This window comes from Mycolicibacterium alvei (assembly GCF_010727325.1).
GTDB lineage: Bacteria > Actinomycetota > Actinomycetes > Mycobacteriales > Mycobacteriaceae > Mycobacterium > Mycobacterium alvei.
This window is the reverse complement of sequence record NZ_AP022565.1, coordinates 3,811,995-3,831,165: the sequence shown is the minus strand read 5'-3', so window position 1 is coordinate 3,831,165 and position 19,171 is coordinate 3,811,995. Positions and strand designations below refer to the sequence as shown.

The following is a 19,171-nucleotide window of genomic DNA, read 5'->3' as shown; positions in this document are numbered from 1 at the left end:
TGCCGATGTTGGAGAACATCCAGTACCAGAACCAGATGATCAGGGCGGTGCCGCCCCATGCCCCGATATAGCGGCAGATCTCCCAGAGCATGTGCCCTCCTCGTGCGGTAGAACTCTCTGACTTCAGTCAATGTTCGAGTATTCAATCGGTGAAGATTTCGCGGTTGACCGTGTGCAGATACGGGATCGCGAGGAAGGGGGTGATGTAGAAGATGTCGTAGAGCCACCAGCCGATCACCGGGAAGATCACCCCGGCGTAGCGGACGTCGGCGAACATCGTCATGTTGAACACGTAGCCGCACCAGATCACCACGCCCATCCAGCAGGTGACGATCATCCACTGCTGCCCCCAGCGCTTCATCTGCAGGAACCCGATGCCTGCGGCAATGCGCATGGTGAAGACGGTGAGGATGAGTGCGACCTCCCAGGCCTTCTCACCCGGACCACCGGCGCCGCCCACCCACAGCTCGTTGAAGTGCCAGAAGTAGCCGGCGTCAAACATGTTGCCCCAGCCGGTCAGAAGCACTCTTGCCAGCAATGAGTGGTTACCGATCAGGTCCAGCGACCAACCCATCGCATTGATCGCCGCGTCGATGATGACCAGGTAACCGAGCAGGGTGACCATCATCGGCCGGACCGACAGTCCGTCCCGCTGAGCACGCCGGAGCAACCACACCCCGCGCAGGAAGATCGGAAGGCCGATGATGCCGAGAACCGCGCTGCCGATCAGGAGCGATCCGACGATCAGCCATTTGTCGGCATGGCGCTGGGCCAGCCTGGACTGCTCGTCATGGTCGGCCCCCGACTGCCCGCCCGCACCTGCCGCAGCCGTGCGAGCGGGTCTGATCGTCGGCAGATTCAAGGGTCCTCCAGTAGGCCGGGCGCGAACTGTTGACTGACTATAGTCAACGAACTGCCCGGCTGCACAGAGGCTCTATCGCGCGCGTCTCCGCGCCGGTTTCTACAACTGGGCTGCCGATCGGAGAGCAGCACGACCCACACGTGAAAATGCGCGACGGATGCGAATTCTTCGCATCACAGGTCCGGCCAGAGCTACTAAGCAGTCAGGCTTCGCATCGTCCTGATCACATAGTCGTCCAGAAGATCGTCGCGGTTGGGCCAGTCGTTGGTGGTGATCAGCAGGGCGTAGAAACCGAGCAGGAAGAACACCGCGCTGTTCCAAGGCTTCACGTCGGCCGCGACCTCACCCTGTTCCTGGGCCAGTTCGATCTCGCGCGCCACCCCGGAGATCACGGGATGGTCCTGGCTGTCCGGCGCGGGCGGCCGGGTCTGTGAGAAGTGCAGGGCCAGAAAGTCTTTGAACAAGACCTTGCCGAGCCGACGTTCCAGTCCGATGACCAGCCGCATCGACTCGCGCAGCCCTCCCTCGAGACTGTGCGGTTTTTTGAGGAATTGGATGTACTGCTTGGCGATGCGGTCCTCTTCACGCTGTTCGAGTTCCAGCAGCACATGTTCCTTGGTGGGGAAATGGAAGAAGAACGTGCCGTGCGCGACGCCCGCCGCAGTGACGACCGCGCCGACATCCGCTTCCGCCATCCCGGCCCGTTTGAACTCGGCGATCGCTGCACCCATCAAACGCTCACGCGTCTGCAGGCGCTTTGCCTCACGCGCGGACAGTCCGTCTGCCACAGCCATTTCATTCCTTCATGTTGACCGGACTCGACGAGCCCGACTCACCCGAATCTAACCTGTGGCTGCGTCGCGCAGGATCTGTTGCAGCCGGTCCAACGGATCACCGGAGGTCGGGTCGAGCCGATTCGGCGGCTGAGTAGGCGCCGTCCCGTCGGCCCCCGGCGGTAGCGCCTGCGCTGCCGGTGGTGGCGGCGGATTCGGCGGCACGATGGGTTCGGCCGCACCGATCTTGCTCTTCAACCGCCCAGGGGCCTCGCTGCCGGCAAAGCAACCCGCAGGGGCGCGGTCGATCACATCCCGTGCCGACAGGTAATGACTCAGTGCCGTCAGGCCGTCGGAAGCCGCGGTGGCATGGTCACCGAGTGTCTCTCGTACCAGTTCCAGATTGATCCTCGCCGAACATGCTTCAGCTCCGCTCAGACGGGCCGCCGCGTCACTGAAATTTTGATCGGCGTCGACGAGCCGGTCCTCGAGAACGGCCAGGGCGCCCGCGGCGAAGCGGGCCTTGCCGGGTTCGACGACGTCCAGCACCTGGAGCCGGCCCACCTCGCTCCTCAGCGCCTCGGTGTCCCGGTCGGTGAAGCTTGCCGCCGTCGAATTGCCGATCAGCACCACCGAGAGCAGTTTGACGATCGCGATGACGAGTACCAACGCCACCGGGGCCGAATACACCAGTAGGCGACGACGCACCGTGCTCATGACCGCAGCTCCATGTCGATCGCTTGGGTGCGACGGAATTCGCGAAGCACCAGGTAGAGCTCCACCAGGATCAGCAGGGCGGCCACGGCGGCGAAGACCCAGTACAGCTCCACAGCGGTGGACACCGGTGCGGCCGCAGGTGACTGACTTCGGGTTTCGTCGCCGGGAAGCGCTTCGGCCAACGCTGTCGCATCGGTACGCGACACGAACGGCACCCCGATCTGCTCGGCGACCCCGCGGAGCGCCTGCGCCCCGGCGTCGTCGTACCCGAGTACCGCGCCCCCGTCGACAGCATTCTCGGTCAGCTGGAATTCGCGTTGCGGTGCTTGCGATTCCGGTGCGCCCGCGCCGAGATAGAACACGAGGTTCTGGGACCTCGGAAATTGCTGTACGGCGCTGATCAGCTGGTAGCGCACGATGTTGGCGGCGGCGCCGACGTTGGCATCCGGGGTGTCCGGCGCCTCAGGTGCGGCATCGGTCGCAGCCACCACGGGACGCAGGCTCCAGGTGTCGGCGGACAGCGGCCAGTCCACCGACGGGCGGTCGGCGAAGGAGATCAGGGCGAAGCGTGCCTGTGGGTAGCGTTCGATCAGGGCCGTGATGTCGTCGCGGGCCGCCGCGATCCGCTTCCCCGACATGTCCGGTGAACGGTCCAGCAGCACAAAGATATTCGGGTCGCGGTCGCCGGCGGGTCGGGGCACGGTGTCGTGTGTTCTTCCAGCGACGGGGCCGAGCGCAGCCACCAGCAGCAGCAAGCCGGTTGTGGTGAGTGCCGACCAGCGCCACACCGATGCCCAGCCACCTCCTTGCACCCGGACCCGCCCGAAGCTGATGCCGCGGGCCACGAGCAGCACCACGGCGAGCACCCCGACCAGCAGCGGCGGCAGGATCGGTTCAAGCCTCATCGCCGCATCACCACCGGCCACCACCACAGCACCGCCATCGCCAGCAGCGCGAGCAACACCGGAACCCCGGGCGTTTCGGCCGACCGGACGTCCGCTAACTCGCCGGTTGATCCCGCTTGCGGCGGATGGTCCCGGATCTCGGTCAGATGCGAAGCGACATCGGCCGTTCCAACCGACCTGCCCCCGGTGGCGCGGGCCAGTTCGCCGGCAACGCCGTCGCCGGATCCGGGAGTGATGGCGTTGACCTGAACACCGGCCGTCACCGCCAGGTCCCTGAGCCGGTCCGTATCGAACAGCGGTGCCACGTCACCAGGTCGGGGTAGGGACTCAGGGCCCACATAGATCATTGATCGGCGCTGGGCGGACGGTTCGGACAAGGACGGAAACCCGGTCAGACACATCGCCAGCACATCCTCGACGCTGGCGGCGTAGTCGACGTAGGACACCGGCGCGACGAACGGCCGCGCACCTTCCCGCTGCCCGAATGCGGCGAATTGTGCTGCGGCGTATTGGTAGTCCCGGGTCAGTGGAATTACCCGCCGGTTCGCCGAGGTCAACCCGACCCGTTCGGTGCCGAAAGAGCCGGCCCGATCGGCGAAGTACTGCAGTGTGGCGCCGATCGCGGGATCGGTGAGCGGGCCGCCGACGCACACCATGATGTCCTCCGGAGTCGCAACCTGGTTGGCACGGCTCCACGACGGCAGGCCGGTGGGGCGTGCCGCGATCAGCGCCGAGGCCGCGAAGGCGACCGTCAGCGTCACCATGGCGACGACGGCCGCAATGCTCCGCCGGCGCGCGGCGCGCACGTACTCGGGCAACCGGGTCAGCCGCCGGGTATTGGCCAGCGGCATGAATTCGTCCGGGTCGACCGACTGCTTCGGGAGCAGGGCCAGGCCCACGCACCCGGCGAGTGCGAGGCAACCGGCGGCCGCCACCGCCCACCAGATCAGGTCCATCCGCGGATCAACTCCTCGGTGGTGGCGCTCACCGTACCGCCATCGAGCGTCGAACGGTGGTTGAACTGAATGTCGGTGAGCTCTTCCAGGATCGGCGCGGCGGGCGCGGCGGCACTGTCCGCGATCGCGTCGACCTGCATGTACTGGGCCTGCACTCCGGTCGCGGCGTGCAGGAAGGCGCGCAGTTCGGCACTCAGCGCCGAACCGGCGTCTGCCGCGGTGAGATCTCCGGCCCGGTAACGGTTTCCGATGTGCCGTACCGCGCGGGCCGACCGTCGGCGCAGCAGTTCGGCCCGGGCGGCTCCGAGGACGGGCAGCTCCCGCACCGATCGCCGCCGCGATGTCAGCACGAAAACCGCTCCGTACCAGGCGCACAGCAGCAGGGTCAGGCCGATCGCGATCCACAGCCACACCGATGAGTAGGGCGTCGGGCCGATCACATCCTGCAGCAGGTCATCCGGCACGGGCGTACACCCCAGTCATCGCGGTCAACGCCGCCCTGATCCGCACGCTCCCGGTCACCCGGGCATGAGGTATTCGCTGCACGGTCAGGAATTCGGAAAGTTGTTCGCGCCGTTGCGCTTCTGCCCGCCGATAGGCCTCGATGACATCTTGGTCCAGCCCGGTCAGGATGGGGCGCCCGTCGGCGACCTCGTAGCTGCGGCCGGCGTCGCGGCCTCCGCTCACCGCAGGCATGTCACTGACCAGGGCCCACAACACGTCGTGACGGGCGGTCAATGAACCAAGGACCTCGGCCAAGCGCTCACTCATCTCGGGTTCGTCGGAAACGACGAAGATCAGCAGCCGGTGACGGTAGTGGCGGGCCACCCACTCGAGCTGAACCAGGATGTCGCTCGGGCCGGGATGGTCGGTGGCGTGGTGGTGGAACCGGTGCAGCATGCTCTCGATGTGGGTCTCGCCGCGGCGCAGCCGGATGTCTACATTGCCGCGATGGTCGCCGAGCACCATCGCGATCTCGTCGGATCGGGGCAGCGTCATCAATCCGATCGCACCGATGAGGTGTTGGGCCACAATCCTTTTCACCTCGCCCGATGGTGCCATCGCGCAGCTGTTGCGCCCGGCGTCCGCGACCACCAGGACCTTGTGGTGCTTCTCGGAGACGAACCGCTTGATCAGGGTGTGCCCAGAGCGTGCGGTTGCCTTCCAGTCGATGTCGCGCACGTCATCACCGGGCACGTAGGGGCGCAGCTCGTCGAATTCCAGGCTGCGGGTGTGCACCAGCGCGTAACGGCCGCCTTCGAGCAGCCCGCCGATGTCGCGGCCGGCGTACGCCTTGGCGGAGTCCAGGTATCTGCCCATCGCGGCCTCACGGGACCTGCACCGCGCGCAGCACCGCATCGACGACAACGTCGGGGGTGATCCGGGCGGTGGCGGCTTCGAAGCCGAGGATCAGCCGGTGCCGCAGCACGCGATGGGCGAGCCGGGCGATGTCGTCGGGCACCACATGGTCGCGGCCACGCAGTACCGCCAGGGCGCGCGCCGTCCCGCAGAACGCGAGGGTGGCCCGCGGGCTGGCCCCGTACTCGATCACCCGGGCCAGATTGGCCGGCAGGTGGTGCCCGGGTTCGCGGGTGACGGCGACGAGCCGGCTGGCGTACTCGACCAGTGCGCGGTCCAGATACACCGCGCGCACGATGTCCTGGGCGCGATGCACGTCGTCGATGGTGACGACCGGGGCGGCACGGTGGCCCCGGTCATAGAGGCCGGCGTCCATCCGGGCGGCGATCTCGACCTCGTCCTCGATCGAGGGGTAGCCCACGATCTCCTTGAGCATGAACCGGTCGGTCTGGGCCTCCGACAGCGGATAGGTGCCTTCCTGATCGACGGGGTTCTGGGTGGCGATGACGAGAAAGGGTTCGGGGATGGGATATTCGACGCCGGCGATGGTGGTCTGGCGTTCCTCCATCGCCTCCAGCATCGCGCTCTGGGTCTTGGCGCTGGAGCGGTTGATCTCGTCGAGCAGCACGATGTTGGCGTGCACGGGGCCCAGCTGGGTGGCGAACGTGTTGCGGGCCGCCTCGTAGATCTGGGTGCCGATGATGTCGCTGGGCAGCAGGTCGGGCGTGCATTGGATACGCCGGAAGCTGCCGTCGATGGACTCGGCCACCACCCGTGCCGCCGTGGTCTTGGCCAGCCCGGGGACACTTTCGAGGAGCAGGTGCCCGCCGGCGAGGAGCGCGACCAACATGGATTCGCGCAGATGGTCCTGGCCGACCACCCGGGTGGCGAATGCCGAGCTCACCGCGGCCGCGATGCGCTGGGCTTCGGCGGCGTCGCGTTGGTCAACCTGCAATCGCGGTGCCGTCATGGATCCTCTCCGGTCGGTCGTCCCCCTTCCCCAGACCCAGTCGATGTACCCAGACTTCGCCGATCTCATGCCCCGCTGTCTGGGCCCGGCGTCGCAGGCACCCGACGCGGCCACCAGAACCAGCGTCCCAGCAGCACGGCGATCGGCGGGACCACAAAGGTTCGCACCACCAGGGTGTCGATCATCAGCCCGATGCCGATGGTGGAGCCAACCTGGGCGATCGTCACCACACTGGCGCCGAGCATCGCGAACATGGTCAGCCCGAACACGATCCCCGCGACGGTGACGACGCTGCCGGTTCCGGCGAATGCCCGGATCGTCGCGGTGCGCACTCCGGCCCGGGCCTCGTCGCGCAATCGCATCGCCAGCAGCAGGTTGTAATCCGCGCCGACGGCGACCAGGGCGATGAACGCCAGTGCGGGCACCGCCCAGTGCAGCGGTTGGCCGACCAGAAACTGCCAGATGGCGGCGCTGGCCCCGAGCGCCGATGCGTAGGAGATCGTGACGGTGGCCAGCACCACGATCCCGGCGACCGGGCTGCGCAGCATGCCGGCCACGATCACGAAGATCAAGATGAGCGTGACGATCACGAGCAGGGCGAAGTCGTGTTGCACATACTCGATGAGTTCCGCGGTCGCCGTTCCGACTCCCGTGAGGTCGACGACGCCGCTGACCGCCAGCGGGGTGTCCTTCAGTGCCTCGGCGGCGGCGACGCGGATCTCGGCAGACCGGTCCGCACCGTCACGCCCCCAGGATTCGCCGTCGCCGTAGACCAGAAGCCGGGTGGCGTGGCCGTCGGGCGAGAACATCATGTCCATCACCCGGCGGTACTCCGGATCGTCGAAAGTCCGTGGAGGCAGGTAGAACCCCCCTTCGGAGCTGCCGTCGAAGTCGGTGCTCAGCTGCGACAGGTAACCGGTCATCTGCTGCATCTGCGGCCCGACACTGCCCAGGCTGGAGCGCAAGGTGAAGGTGAGACCGCGTAGCTGGGTCAGCGCCGTGCGCATCGTCGCCACGCCCTTGGCCGCCCCACCGAGTGAGCTGGTGGCGCTGGCCGCGCCCTCCTCGAGCGCGCCCGCCCCGCCGGCGAGGGTGCCCGTCGCGCTGACCGCGTCATCGAGGGGTGTGACGATTTTCTGTACTGCCGCGCAGATCGGGTTGGCCGCACAGTCGGGGTTGCTGTTGACGAATTGGCGCAACGGATCGGCATAGCCGGACACCGACTGCAGGTTGGCCTGCAATCCCGACATACCCGTCCCGATGCCCTGTGAGCCGGCCCCGACCCGGTTCAGGCCGTCGACGGCGCCGCTCAAGCCGCGTTGCATACCGTCGAGTGCGCCGTCGAGTTGGCCGATGGTGGCCGTGACAGTGTCCACGGAGTTCATCCCGTCGAGCGCGGATTGCGCTGTGCCGTCGAGTTGTTCACCGATCTGGCCGGCTTGGTAGGTCAGCGTGCCCTGACGCACCGGGGTCCCGGCGGGGCGGCTGGCCGATTGCACGGTGCGCACCCCGCGCACCTCAAGGACCTTCCTGGTGACGCGCTCGATCGTGATCAGGCCGGCCGGGGTCCGCAGGTCCCGGTCGGCCTGGATCGAGACGATCTCGGGCAACAGCCGGTTGTCCGGGAATCGGCCGTGGACGGCCTGGTATCCGCGACTGGAGTCGGTGCTCGCCGGTTGTGCGGACAACTCCGCGAAGCTGATCTTGGCGCCGAGCAGCGGCACCGTACAGACGATCAGCACGCCCGCGGCCACTACCAGGATCGGCCCCGGCCAGCGGGCAACGGCAGTGCCGATCTTGCGCCACCGGCGGCTGATCCGTGCCGCCCGCGGCTCGACCCAACCGCGCCTGCTGAACAAGCCGATCAGAGCTGGCGCTAACGTCAGCGCACCCAGCATCGCCGCGAGAACGCCTATCCCACTGGGTATCCCGGCACTGCGCAGGAAATTCACCTTGGCGAAGGTCAGACAGAACAGCGCGGTGGCGATGGTCGCGGACGACCCGGCGATCACCGGCGCAACCCGGCGGTAGGCGTCGGCCAAGGCATCCGGCGGCGCCATGCCCGCCCGCCGGTTCTCGTGGTAGCGGCCGAGCAGGAAGATGCCGTAGTCGGTCCCGGCGCCCAGCACCATCGCCGACATCAATGCGACCGAGAACACCGATACCTCGATCACGCCGTGCTCGCCGAGCAGCGCGACCAACGGACGCGCGACCGCCAGGGACAGCCCCACCGAGGCCAGCGGGACGGCGGCCGCGATCGGCGATCGGTACACGAAGAGCAGAAGTGCGGCGATCATCCCGACCGTGAGCACCGTGATGCGCGCCAATTGTGCGTCCAGCGCATCGAATTCATCGACCAGGCTGGGCCCCGGTCCGGTGACGTGCGTGCGCAATCCCTCCGGCGCGCCGGCCGCGTCCACCGCTGCGCGCAGCGCGGCCACGGCATCGGTGGCGGTGCTGCTGCCCAGTTGACCGGAGAGCCGGGCCATCAGATAGGACGCCTTGTGGTCCTGGCTTTCGAAGACGGCGGCAGCCGCGGGGTCATCCCACAAATCCATGACCGATTCGACGCCGGGGGTGTTCTCGCGCAGCCGGTCGGCCAGCGCTCGGTAGTACCCGCGGTCGGAGTCCCCCAGTGTCCGGTCGGCTTCGAGCACGACGTAGGCGATGTTGTTGCTGTCGGAGTCCCCGAACAGGGTCCCCATCCGCTGTGCGGCCTCTGTCGCACCGGAGTCGGTCGGGAAGAAGGCCCGGGACTGTTCCTTCACAACGTGTTCGAGCTGGGGTACCGCGATGTTGCCGACGCCGGCCAGCAGCATCCATGCCGCCATCACCAGGACCGCGTACCTGCTCGCCCATCGCGCAATGCTCTCCAACACCGCTCCCCACCCCATCTATAACAATGTTATTGGCAGGTATAACATTGTTATGGCAACATGTCCAGGACGATGGGCACCATGGAAATTCGCGAGCGCCTGATCGAGGAGAGCCTGCAGGTCCTCGAGGAGAGCGGGCCTGAGGCACTCAGTGCGCGCATGCTGGCCAAGCGGATCGGCGCCTCGACGATGGCGGTCTACACCCACTTCGACGGCATGCCCGGCCTCTACGAGGCGCTCGTGCGGGAGTCATTTGTCCAGTTCGGGGGACACCTGCACCGGCGCCCGGACACCGACGATCCGGTGGCCGACCTACTCGCCTCCGGCCTCGCCTACCGCGAGTACGCACTGACCTACCCGCAGCGCTACCGGCTGATGTTCGGGATCACCTCGCCGTCCATCACGCTGCCGGTCGGCCGCGATCTCACCGTCGACGGCAACCCGGCTGCCCTCTCCGAGATCAACTCGGTCTTCGCACAGATCCCGGCATTCGTGGAGCGTTGCATGACCGCAGGCGCGATCGACGAGGGTGATCCGGTGGCCGTGGCCGCGCAGATCTGGACGATGATGCATGGCTACGTCCTGGCCGAGATCATCGGTGTCTTCGGCACCGGCGGCGTGGGAGTCTCGCGGGTGCTCGCACCCCACATCACCAATCTCCTGGTCGGCCTCGGCGGTGACCGCGAACGGATCCAGCTGTCGTTTCAGCGACTGGATCCGCCTGCGACACCACCGCGCCCGGCACCACCCCCGACCGCCACCGTCCGGCGCGGGCGCCGGACCCGCAACCCTTAGTCAGCCCACCCGCCGGGTCCGCTCCAAACAGGCACCGCTGTGGTGACAATGGTGTGGTGGCGCAGAGCTGGGAAGGCTTCGACGGATTGATCGAGCTCATCGATTACCCGATGTTCGTCGTGACGGCACAAGGCGAGGACGGGCCGGCGGGTTGTCTGGTCGGCTTCACCACTCAGGCCAGCATCGACCCGCCCCGGTTCCTGGCCGGAATCTCAAAGGCGAACCACACTTTCGCCGTCGCGGAAACCGCCACCCACTTGGGGGTGCACCTGCTCTCGCACGACGACCTCGACCTGGCCCGCTGGTTCGGCGGCCAGACCGGTGACGAGGTCGACAAGTTCGCCGAGTGCACGTGGCACGCCGGCCCGGCCGGAATACCAATCCTCGATGCCTCACCGGCCTGGTTTGTCGGCGCGGTCATCGACCGGTTCGACCTCGGCGACCATGTCGGCTACCTGTTGAATCCGGTTGACGGCGAAGCGCCCGGCGAGCCGCGGCCATGGGTCAGCCTCAGTGACGTGGCCGACCTCAAGCCTGGACACGACGCCTGAGCGTCACTTCCAGGCGAAAACCGGCTGCTCGAGTTCGTCGACCGGATCCGTGCGACCCTCCAGGGCCAGCCACCGCAACTGCAGCAGCACCGCGCCGGTCGGTGCGTGGATCAGGTCGTTGCCCAGCGGGATCTGCACCACCGGGCGCGGGCTCTCCGGGATCGTGACGAACCGCGGCGAATCCGCGCGCTGCAGCTGGTGCAGGCCCACGCGGTACGCCGCCACCACCTCGTCGGGAGACGGCCGTAGATCCAACCGGCCGCCGCCCCAGATCACCACCGGGGTGATGACGTAACCGGAGCGCGTCGGGTAGTCGTCGAGCAGTCCCAGCACCGATGAGTCCGACAGGCTCACCCCGACCTCTTCGTCCAGTTCCCGCAACGCGGCCTCGACCGCATTTTCACCCGGGTCCAGCCGACCGCCGGGCAGCGCCCACTGCGCGGCGTGCGACGACAACCGAGATGTCCTGCGGCACAACAGAAAAGCCGCCCCGCCCGATACGTCCACCATGCGGCCGTCCAGCCCGGGTTCCGGCATCGGCCGGCCGTCGATCCATTCGTCGACCGGGGCCGGGTCCACCCGGTCCTCACCGAGTTCGGAATCGACCAGCACCACCGCGACCGCCGCATGCCGCTTCGTCGGGTCGGTCACGGCGCGGCGCTCGTGCCCCGCCAGATGGGCCCCGATGCGTTCCCGCAGGGCTTCGTCATAGGCGATCGTCACCGCTCGACCATATGCGGGTACGCCGAAGACCCGACGCCGAGGTGACGCCCGCTACGGGTCCGGCTTGCGGGTCTGCTGATACAGCGCGAGCTTCCAGGCTCCGTCGACCCGGTGGTAGACGCTGGATATGGCGCCGACGAAGGCAGGCTCATCCCCGTCGCGATAGGCCGTACCGGTGTAGACCAGGGCGGCGGTGTCGTCGTCGAGCACGATGAGCCGCACCCCGCTGATCTCATAGGCACGCCACGGCGGCGACTCCGAGAGTGCGCTGACGACCGTGTTGCGGTCCATCACCATGCCGTTGGCGAGCACCATCACCGCATCGGGCAACATCAGATCGCCGTAGAAATCGGCGCCGGTCGACTCGCACAGCGAGTCCCACCCGGCACGTTCGATGTGCAGGAGTTCGTCGGAAACTTGGCTGGTCACTGCTCGGTGATACCCGTTACTCGGACCCGGTATGCCTGGGCAACACTGTTAAAACAGTGGTAGAAGTGACGTGTGGGTGTCCGTCAGGTATCGGCCATCGCGGGCATCGCAGCGGTGGCTGCGACCGCCGCGCTGGGCACGATCGCGACGCCCATCGCGATGCCCTCGGCCGCGGCCACTCCGGACTGTCCCGACATCGAGGTCGTCTTCGCCCGTGGCACCGATGAACCCGCCGGTATCGGCAACGTCGGCAAGGCGTTCGTCGACACGCTGCGCCCCATGGTCAAAGGCTCGACGGTCGGTACCTACGCGGTGGAGTACCCGGCATCCTGGGATTTCTGGAAAGCCGCTGCCGGAGCCACCGACATGAGCAAGCGCATCCAGGCCACCGCGTCACGGTGTCCCAAGACCAAGATCGTGATGGGCGGCTACTCGCAGGGCGCCGCCGTCGTCGACGTCGTGGCCACCTCGCCGGTCGCCGGCCTCGGCTACAGCGCGCCGCTGCCTGCCGCCGTCGTCCCGCGCGTCGCGTCGGTTGTTGTCTTCGGGAACCCGTCGGCGCGCCTCGGTCAGCCGTTGACCCGGATGAGCCCGGACTTCGGCGCCAGGACCGCGGACCTGTGCAACACCAACGACCCGATCTGTTCACTCGGCCGGGACTGGAATGCGCACATCACCTATCCGAGATCGGGCCTGATCAAGCTCGCCGCGCAATGGGTCACCCGTCACGTCCTGCCGCCGCCTCCAGCGCCGACTGCTCGGCGCTGAGCCAGTTCCCTGGTTCACCCGACGGCGATCGAGCCGGTCTCGAGCTCGCGCAACGCAGTTCGTAAACCTCGCCGCTTACCGGAGTGCGGATCCACACCGAAGCTCTCCCGCATGCCGGCCCGCACCCGAAACTTGAGCTCTGAATGGGTCTCCGGGGCATCGTCGGAGGTGGCCTTCAGCAACTTGTCGGGCAAAGCCAGCTTCAGGATGGTCCAGAACGACTGAAAGTACTGGCGTGGGAGGGAACCCGTTGTGTACGGCAGGTCGTACTTCTCGCACAGCGCCCGCACCTTTCGGCTGATCTCGGCGTAACGGTTGCTGGGCAGGTCCGGAAACAGGTGGTGCTCGATCTGATAGCACAGGTTGCCGCTCATGAACGCCATCAGCGGCCCGGCGTGGAAATTCGCCGAGGCTAGCATCTGCCGCAGATACCACTCCGCATGCGTCTCGTCCGCGAACTCTTCCTGGGTGAATTTCTCTGCGCCGTCGGGGAAGTGCCCGCAGAAGATCACCATGTAGGCCCAATAGTTGCGGATCAGATTGGCGATCACGTTGGCTCGCAGAGTGTGCTTCCAATTCGGTCCCGACAACGCCGGGTAGACCAGATAGTCCTTGCCCACCTGCTTGCCCACCTTCTTGCCGATCACCCTCAGGTCCCTGCGCACCTCGGCCATGGACTTCTCGCCTCTGCGGAACCTCGTCGTCTCCAGGCCATGGGCGGCCACGCCCCATTCGAACAAGGTGCCGAGCAGCAGGTTGTAGACCGGGTTGCCGATCATCCACCGCTCCCACCGTTGATCCCGGGTCAAACGCATGATGCCGTAGCCGATGTCGTCATCGAGCCCGACGACATTGGTGTACTTGTGATGAATGAAGTTGTGAGATTTCTTCCAGTGCACACTCGGTGCTGTGGTGTCCCACTCCCATTCGGTGGAGTGGATCTCCGGATCGTTCATCCAGTCCCATTGGCCGTGGATGATGTTGTGCCCGAGTTCCATGTTCTCGATGATCTTCGCGCTCGCCAGCATGGCGATGCCGGCGTATCTCGCGATTCGATTTCCACTGGCGAACAACGCGATTCGACCACCGGCAGCCAAGCCACGTTGAAGTTGGATCGCCCGCCGGATATAGCGGGCGTCCCGCTCTCCCCGGGATTCCTCGATCTCGACTCGGATCGCGTCGAGTTCGGCGGCGAGCGCCTCGACGTCCTCGGCGGTGAGATGCGCGTATTGCTTGATGTCGGCGATGGCCATGTCTCTCCTCGGCGGATCTCCTAGACGTTCAAAGTGCAATCCCCTGCGGCGGTCGAGATGCAGGTGTTGATGCGATCGCCCGCGCCGTGCTCCGCACCGGAGCGGAAGTCACGGACGTGCCCGGACTCCAGAGGCAGCACGCAGGTTTGGCAGATACCCATCCGGCAGCCGAACGGCATCTGTATCCCGACCTTCTCGCCGGCCTCCAGAAGGGAGGTGGCACCGTCGATCTCGACGGACTTGTCCGAGAAGGCAAAGGTGACCGTGCCGCCCTCTCCACCCTTGTCGGTTCGGGCGATGACGAAACGCTCGGTATGCAGATTCTCGGTACGCCCGGCGTCGTTCCAGATGGCTTCGATGGTGTCGAGCATCGCCGGCGGGCCGCACGCCCAGGTGGGGCGCTGTCTCCAGTCGGGAACGATGTCGTCGAGCGCCGCACCGAAGTCGAGGTGGCCCTGCTCATCGGTCAACTGCAAGTGCATGCGGTACCCGTGCAGCTCCTGGTCGAGGCCCTGCAGCTCGTCGTGAAAGATGACTCGGTCGGCACAAGGTGCGGAATGGATGTGCACGACGTCAGGGTCGTATCCACGGTGTTTCAGTGTTCGGAGCATCGCCATGATCGGGGTGACGCCGCTTCCGGCCGAGACCAGCAGGAGCCGGTCCGGCGGCGGATCGGGCAACGCAAATTCTCCCTGGGGAGAAGCCAGCCGAACGATCGTGCCTGGTTTCACACCGCCGACCAGGTGGCTCGACAAGAATCCCTCGGGAGTGGCCTTGACGGTGATCGAGATCAGGTCCGCCTGCCTCCGCGGGACTGATGTCAGCGAGTAGGAACGCCAGTGCCACCGTCCGTCGACGTGCAGACCGATGCCCACGTACTGGCCCGGCCGGTAATCGCCGGAGAACCCCCAGCCCGGTTTGATCGTGACCGTGGCCGAATCCTCGGTTTCCTTGCGGACCTCGACCACCTGCCCGCGTAGCTCACGCGCCGACCACAACGGATTGAGCAGCTTGAGATAGTCGTCGGGTAGCAGCGGCGTGGTGGCCCGCGCGAGCAATCCGCGCAGCACATTGACCTTAGGGGTGGAGGCGGTCTCGACGTCGCTCGCCGGCTTCTCACTCCAGCGGCTCAGCCGCCGCAACGTACGGGTCTTGGTGAACATACCTACGCTGACTACCCAGGCGGGTTTGAGTTCACACGTCGGATTTGGGCTCGACGCTCACCTGCCCCACGCTGACCGGGAAGAGCCGGTGAGCGCCAGGGAGTCCCTTCAGTTCCACCTCGCGGGCCGCGCCCAGCACGACGCCGTCGAGATGTTCGACCGCGTGCCCGACCGGCTCGCTGACCAGGATCTCGCCACCGTCGGCCTGTCCGGCGACCCGCGCCGCCATCGCCACATCGAGCCCGAACAGATCAGCGCCGCGGCGCACCGACGTGCCCATGTGTACGCCGATCCGCACCCGGATCGCCTGCCACCGCTGGGCGTTCTCCGCGAGCGCGCGCTGCACATCGGTCGCGAACCGCACCGCGTTCTCCGGGTCGGCGAACGCGATCATGAAACCGTCGCCCTGCGTCTTGACGACATGACCCCCGTGCTGGTCGACGCGGGCCTGGACCAGCTTGTTGTGCTTCTCCAGCAGCTTCACCCAGGCCCGGTCACCCATCGCCGCGTTGTATTCGGTAGAGCCTTCGATGTCGGAGAAGACGATGACGACACGTCCGTCAGCGGTCAGCCGGGCCAGGTCCGGGCGTTCCACCTGGGCCCAGCCGGCGAGATCCTCGATCGAGTTGCGGACCGTTGCGCCCAGCCCTTTGTTGATCAGCATGTCCGCGGTCTGAAACACCGTCTTGATGGCCAATGGCGCCACACCCCGACGACGCCGCTTACGGCGGTCCTCGTCCTCGAGCTTCATGCGCTCGATCTCACGCTGGGTGTTCGCCAGCTGCCGCCGGCTCACGAGGAACAACACCAGGAACGTGACGAACGCCGCGAACAGCACGACGACAACCACCAACAGGACGGATTCAAGGGTGGTCGGCATCGGCACCCGCTGATTATCGCCGCATGTCACATTCCGTCGAGTCGAGGTGTCTTGAGAGGTGCAGTCACCTTCAACCCAGGAGTGCACCATGGATGCTCGTTTGAACCTGTTCGAGAATCGAACCGCCGCCAAGATGCTCAAGCACGTCACCGCGGCGGGCAAGGCGATCACGGACTCGGCGCTCCCCGACACCACACAGCAATTGGTGGCACTGCGCGCCAGCCAGATCAACGGCTGCGCCTTCTGCACCGACATGCACACCAAGGACGCAGTGCTCGCCGGGGAGACCCAGCAGCGCCTCCACCTGGTCGCCGCGTGGCGGGAGGCAACGGTGTTCACCGAAGCCGAACGCGCGGCCCTGGAACTGACCGAACAGGGCACCCGGATCGCCGACGCGGCGGGCGGGGTCAGCGATGAGGTCTGGGCGAATGCCGTCAAGCACTACGACGAGAATCAACTGGCCGCGCTCGTGTGCCTGATCGCCTTCATGAACACCGTCAACCGCCTGAACGTGATCGTTCAGATGCCTGCCGGCGACTACCAGCCGGGCCAGTTCCGGTAACGGCGCGACCGGGACGATCGTCGGCAGGGGTGAACTGGCACGCTGGTTACCAACATGACCACTCCCCTGCTCGACGACCCGAGCGACCTGTCGGCGCTGCGCGCCAAGAGCGACGACGCCGACACCCTGTTCACCGACTTCGCCGGCTGGGCCGAGGCCAACGGCACCACGCTCTACCCCGCACAGGAGGAGGCGCTGATCGAACTGGTCAGCGGGGCGAACGTGATCCTCGCGACGCCGACCGGCTCGGGCAAGTCTCTGGTGGCCACCGGGGCGATCTTTGCGGCACTCGCCGCGGACCGTGTCAGTTTCTACACCGCCCCGATCAAGGCGCTGGTGAGCGAGAAGTTCTTCGCGCTGTGTGACGTGTTCGGGGCCGACAACGTCGGCATGCTCACCGGGGACGCCTCGGTGAACGCCGACGCCCCGATCATCGCGTGCACCGCCGAGATCCTGGCCAACCTGGCGCTACGCGAAGGAGCCGAGGCCGACATCGGCCTGGTGGTGATGGACGAGTTCCACTTCTACGGCGACCCGGACCGCGGCTGGGCGTGGCAGGTGCCCCTGCTCGAACTCCCCAGGGCCCAGTTCCTGCTGATGTCGGCGACGCTGGGCGACGTCGAATTCCTGCGCAAGGACCTGACCCGGCGCACCGGGCGAGAGACCGCACTGGTGGCCGGCGCCGAGCGTCCGGTGCCGTTGTTCTACTCGTATGCCACCACGGCGATGCACGAGACCATCGCCGAGTTGCTCGCCACCTTGCAGGCGCCGATCTACGTCGTGCACTTCACCCAGGCCTCGGCACTGGAACGCGCCCAGGCGTTGATGAGCGTCAACGTCTGCACCAAGGAGGAGAAGGCCGCGATCGCCGACATGATCGGCGGCTTCCGTTTCTCGACCACCTTCGGGACCACACTGTCGAGACTGGTGCGGCACGGCATCGGCGTCCACCACGCCGGCATGCTGCCCAAGTACCGGCGGCTGGTGGAACAACTGGCCCAGGCCGGTCTGCTCAAAGTGATCTGCGGCACCGACACCCTCGGGGTCGGCATCAACGTCCCGATCCGCACCGTCGTGTTCTCCGCCCTGTCCAAATACGACGGCACCCGGACGCGCTTGCTCAACGCCCGCGAGTTCCACCAGATCGCCGGGCGGGCCGGGCGCGCGGGATACGACACGGCAGGCACCGTCGTCGTGCAGGCACCCGACCACGAGGTGGAGAACCTCAAGCAGTTCGCCAAGGTGGCCGACGATCCCAAGAAGCGCCGGAAGCTGGTGCGGCGCAAGGCACCCGAAGGCATGGTGCCGTGGGGCGAGAACACCATGACGCGGCTGATCGACGCCGCACCCGAGGCATTGACCAGCAACATGCGGGTTTCCACGGCGATGATCCTCGATGTCGTGGACCGTCCCGGCGATCCGTTCGCCGCGATGCGTCGCCTGCTCACCGACAATCACGAACCGCGCAAGCGTCAGCTCAAGCACATCCGGGAGGCGGTCGGGATCGCCCGCTCGCTGCTGCAGGCCGGAGTGATCGAGCGCCTCGACACACCCGAAACCGATGGGCGCCGGTACCGGCTGACCGTCGACCTGCCGGACAACTTCGCGCTCAACCAGCCGCTGTCGACGTTCGCCCTGGCTGCGGTCGATGTGCTGGATGCCGAATCGGAAACCTATGCCCTGGACGTGGTTTCGGTGATCGAGGCCACGCTGGAAGATCCTCGCCAGATCCTGGCCGCGCAGCTGAACAAGGCCAGGGGCGAGGCAGTCGCCCAGATGAAGGCCGACGGTATCGAGTACGACGAGCGCATCGAGCTGCTCGACGAGGTCACCTATCCCAAGCCACTGGCCGAACTGCTGGGACACACCTACGAGGTGTACCGGCAGACCAACCCGTGGGCGGCCGACGGGCACCTGTCCCCCAAATCGGTGGTGCGCGAAATGTGGGAGCGGGCCCTGACGTTCCGCGAGTACGTCAGCGTCTACGGGCTGACCCGCTCCGAAGGCGCCGTGCTGCGCTACCTGTCCGACGCGTTCAAGGCGCTGCGCTCGGGTGTACCGACGGCCGCCCGCACCGAGGCGCTGGCCGACATCGTCGAGTGGCTCGGCGAGTTGGTGCGCCAGGTCGATTCCAGCCTGCTCGATGAATGGGAACAGCTGACCAGCCCGGACCAGCCGCACGATGTCCCGGTGGCGGTACCGGCCCGGCCACGCCCACTGACGGGCAACGAACGGGCGTTCACCGCGATGGTGCGCAATGCGTTGTTCCGACGGGTGGAGTTGTTCGCCCGAGCCCGCTGGGACGAGCTCGGCGCGTTGGACGCCTCGTCCGGGTGGACAGCCCAGCGTTGGGCCGACGTCGGCGACGAATACTTCGACGAGCATGCCGAAGTCGGCACCGGAGCCGACGCGCGTGGGCCGGCGTTGCTGATCTTCGACCGGCAGCCGCAGGTGTGGCGCGTGCGACAAATCCTCGAAGACCCGGCCGGAGATCACGATTGGGGCTTCGACGTGGAAGTGGACCTGGCCGCCAGCGACGAAGAGGGCGCCGCCGTGCTGCGTATCGTGGATGCGGGCCGGATGGGGTGAGCGATTGCTGACCCCGATGTCATCGCGCGCAATCGCCGGC

19 protein-coding genes are annotated in these 19,171 nt (G+C 66.7%); 5 read left to right on the top strand and 14 right to left on the bottom strand.

Annotated features, from left to right (window positions below; genetic code table 11):
- Positions 1-142: 142 nt before the first annotated feature.
- From G6N44_RS18220 to G6N44_RS18180, 9 genes are all read right to left on the bottom strand, one after another.
- Positions 143-862, bottom strand: coding sequence for a hypothetical protein (locus G6N44_RS18220; RefSeq protein ID WP_407666095.1), 720 nt, complete (start codon positions 860-862; stop codon positions 143-145).
- A 194-nt stretch (positions 863-1,056) separates the two neighbouring features.
- Positions 1,057-1,656: a TetR/AcrR family transcriptional regulator gene (locus G6N44_RS18215; protein ID WP_163666284.1), complete on the bottom strand. Its 600-nt coding sequence runs from the start codon at positions 1,654-1,656 to the stop codon at positions 1,057-1,059.
- A gap of 48 nt (positions 1,657-1,704) precedes the next feature.
- Positions 1,705-2,352 (bottom strand): hypothetical protein, encoded by a 648-nt coding sequence (locus tag G6N44_RS18210; protein ID WP_179964403.1) that lies wholly within the window; start codon positions 2,350-2,352, stop codon positions 1,705-1,707.
- On the bottom strand, positions 2,349-3,257 hold the full coding sequence (locus G6N44_RS18205) for a VWA domain-containing protein (RefSeq protein ID WP_163666282.1): 909 nt from the start codon (positions 3,255-3,257) through the stop codon (positions 2,349-2,351). Before G6N44_RS18205 ends, G6N44_RS18210 begins: the two co-directional genes overlap by 4 nt.
- On the bottom strand, positions 3,254-4,213 hold the full coding sequence (locus G6N44_RS18200) for a hypothetical protein (RefSeq protein ID WP_163666280.1): 960 nt from the start codon (positions 4,211-4,213) through the stop codon (positions 3,254-3,256). The genes G6N44_RS18205 and G6N44_RS18200 overlap by 4 nt, the downstream gene beginning before the upstream one ends.
- On the bottom strand, positions 4,204-4,677 hold the full coding sequence (locus G6N44_RS18195; protein WP_163666278.1) for a hypothetical protein: 474 nt from the start codon (positions 4,675-4,677) through the stop codon (positions 4,204-4,206). The genes G6N44_RS18200 and G6N44_RS18195 overlap by 10 nt, the downstream gene beginning before the upstream one ends.
- On the bottom strand, positions 4,667-5,533 hold the full coding sequence (locus G6N44_RS18190) for a DUF58 domain-containing protein (RefSeq protein WP_163666276.1): 867 nt from the start codon (positions 5,531-5,533) through the stop codon (positions 4,667-4,669). The genes G6N44_RS18195 and G6N44_RS18190 overlap by 11 nt, the downstream gene beginning before the upstream one ends.
- A gap of 7 nt (positions 5,534-5,540) precedes the next feature.
- On the bottom strand, positions 5,541-6,542 hold the full coding sequence (locus tag G6N44_RS18185; RefSeq protein ID WP_163666274.1) for an AAA family ATPase: 1,002 nt from the start codon (positions 6,540-6,542) through the stop codon (positions 5,541-5,543).
- A gap of 65 nt (positions 6,543-6,607) precedes the next feature.
- Entirely contained in the window at positions 6,608-9,436 is a 2,829-nt protein-coding gene (locus G6N44_RS18180; RefSeq protein ID WP_235682796.1) for an MMPL/RND family transporter, read from the bottom strand.
- A 42-nt stretch (positions 9,437-9,478) separates the two neighbouring features.
- Here G6N44_RS18180 and G6N44_RS18175 point away from each other — a divergent pair, with 42 nt between their 5' ends.
- Positions 9,479-10,213 (top strand): TetR/AcrR family transcriptional regulator, encoded by a 735-nt coding sequence (locus G6N44_RS18175; protein ID WP_163666272.1) that lies wholly within the window; start codon positions 9,479-9,481, stop codon positions 10,211-10,213.
- A 110-nt stretch (positions 10,214-10,323) separates the two neighbouring features.
- Complete coding sequence (locus G6N44_RS18170) at positions 10,324-10,764, top strand: flavin reductase family protein (protein WP_163670107.1); 441 nt, start codon at positions 10,324-10,326, stop codon at positions 10,762-10,764.
- Between the two features lie 3 nt (positions 10,765-10,767).
- Here G6N44_RS18170 and G6N44_RS18165 read toward each other — a convergent pair whose 3' ends face one another.
- A complete protein-coding gene (locus G6N44_RS18165) occupies positions 10,768-11,487 on the bottom strand; it encodes an NUDIX hydrolase (RefSeq protein WP_163666270.1) in 720 nt (239 codons plus the stop codon).
- A gap of 51 nt (positions 11,488-11,538) precedes the next feature.
- The gene (locus G6N44_RS18160) at positions 11,539-11,916 is read right to left on the bottom strand and encodes a nuclear transport factor 2 family protein (protein WP_163666267.1); all 378 of its coding nucleotides are present in this window, start codon (positions 11,914-11,916) and stop codon (positions 11,539-11,541) included.
- A 72-nt stretch (positions 11,917-11,988) separates the two neighbouring features.
- Here G6N44_RS18160 and G6N44_RS18155 point away from each other — a divergent pair, with 72 nt between their 5' ends.
- Positions 11,989-12,684 carry a cutinase family protein gene (locus G6N44_RS18155; RefSeq protein ID WP_163666265.1) on the top strand — a complete coding sequence of 232 codons (696 nt, stop codon included), beginning with the start codon at positions 11,989-11,991 and terminating at the stop codon, positions 12,682-12,684.
- A 14-nt stretch (positions 12,685-12,698) separates the two neighbouring features.
- Here the strand turns inward: G6N44_RS18155 and G6N44_RS18150 are convergent, their stop codons facing one another.
- Genes G6N44_RS18150 through G6N44_RS18140 form a run of 3 tightly spaced genes read right to left on the bottom strand, consistent with a single transcriptional unit; the run spans position 12,699 to position 15,980 of the window.
- Complete coding sequence (locus tag G6N44_RS18150; RefSeq protein ID WP_163666263.1) at positions 12,699-13,937, bottom strand: fatty acid desaturase family protein; 1,239 nt, start codon at positions 13,935-13,937, stop codon at positions 12,699-12,701.
- 20 nt (positions 13,938-13,957) lie between these two features.
- Complete coding sequence (locus G6N44_RS18145) at positions 13,958-15,100, bottom strand: ferredoxin reductase (protein WP_163666261.1); 1,143 nt, start codon at positions 15,098-15,100, stop codon at positions 13,958-13,960.
- 31 nt (positions 15,101-15,131) lie between these two features.
- Positions 15,132-15,980, bottom strand: a complete 849-nt coding sequence (locus tag G6N44_RS18140) for an adenylate/guanylate cyclase domain-containing protein (protein ID WP_163666259.1) — start codon at positions 15,978-15,980, stop codon at positions 15,132-15,134.
- 88 nt (positions 15,981-16,068) lie between these two features.
- Between G6N44_RS18140 and G6N44_RS18135 the strand changes: the two genes are divergently transcribed.
- Positions 16,069-16,542, top strand: a complete 474-nt coding sequence (locus G6N44_RS18135; RefSeq protein ID WP_163666257.1) for a carboxymuconolactone decarboxylase family protein — start codon at positions 16,069-16,071, stop codon at positions 16,540-16,542.
- Positions 16,543-16,596: 54 nt separating this feature from the next.
- A complete protein-coding gene (locus G6N44_RS18130; protein WP_163666255.1) occupies positions 16,597-19,131 on the top strand; it encodes a DEAD/DEAH box helicase in 2,535 nt (844 codons plus the stop codon).
- Positions 19,132-19,171 lie beyond the last annotated feature (40 nt).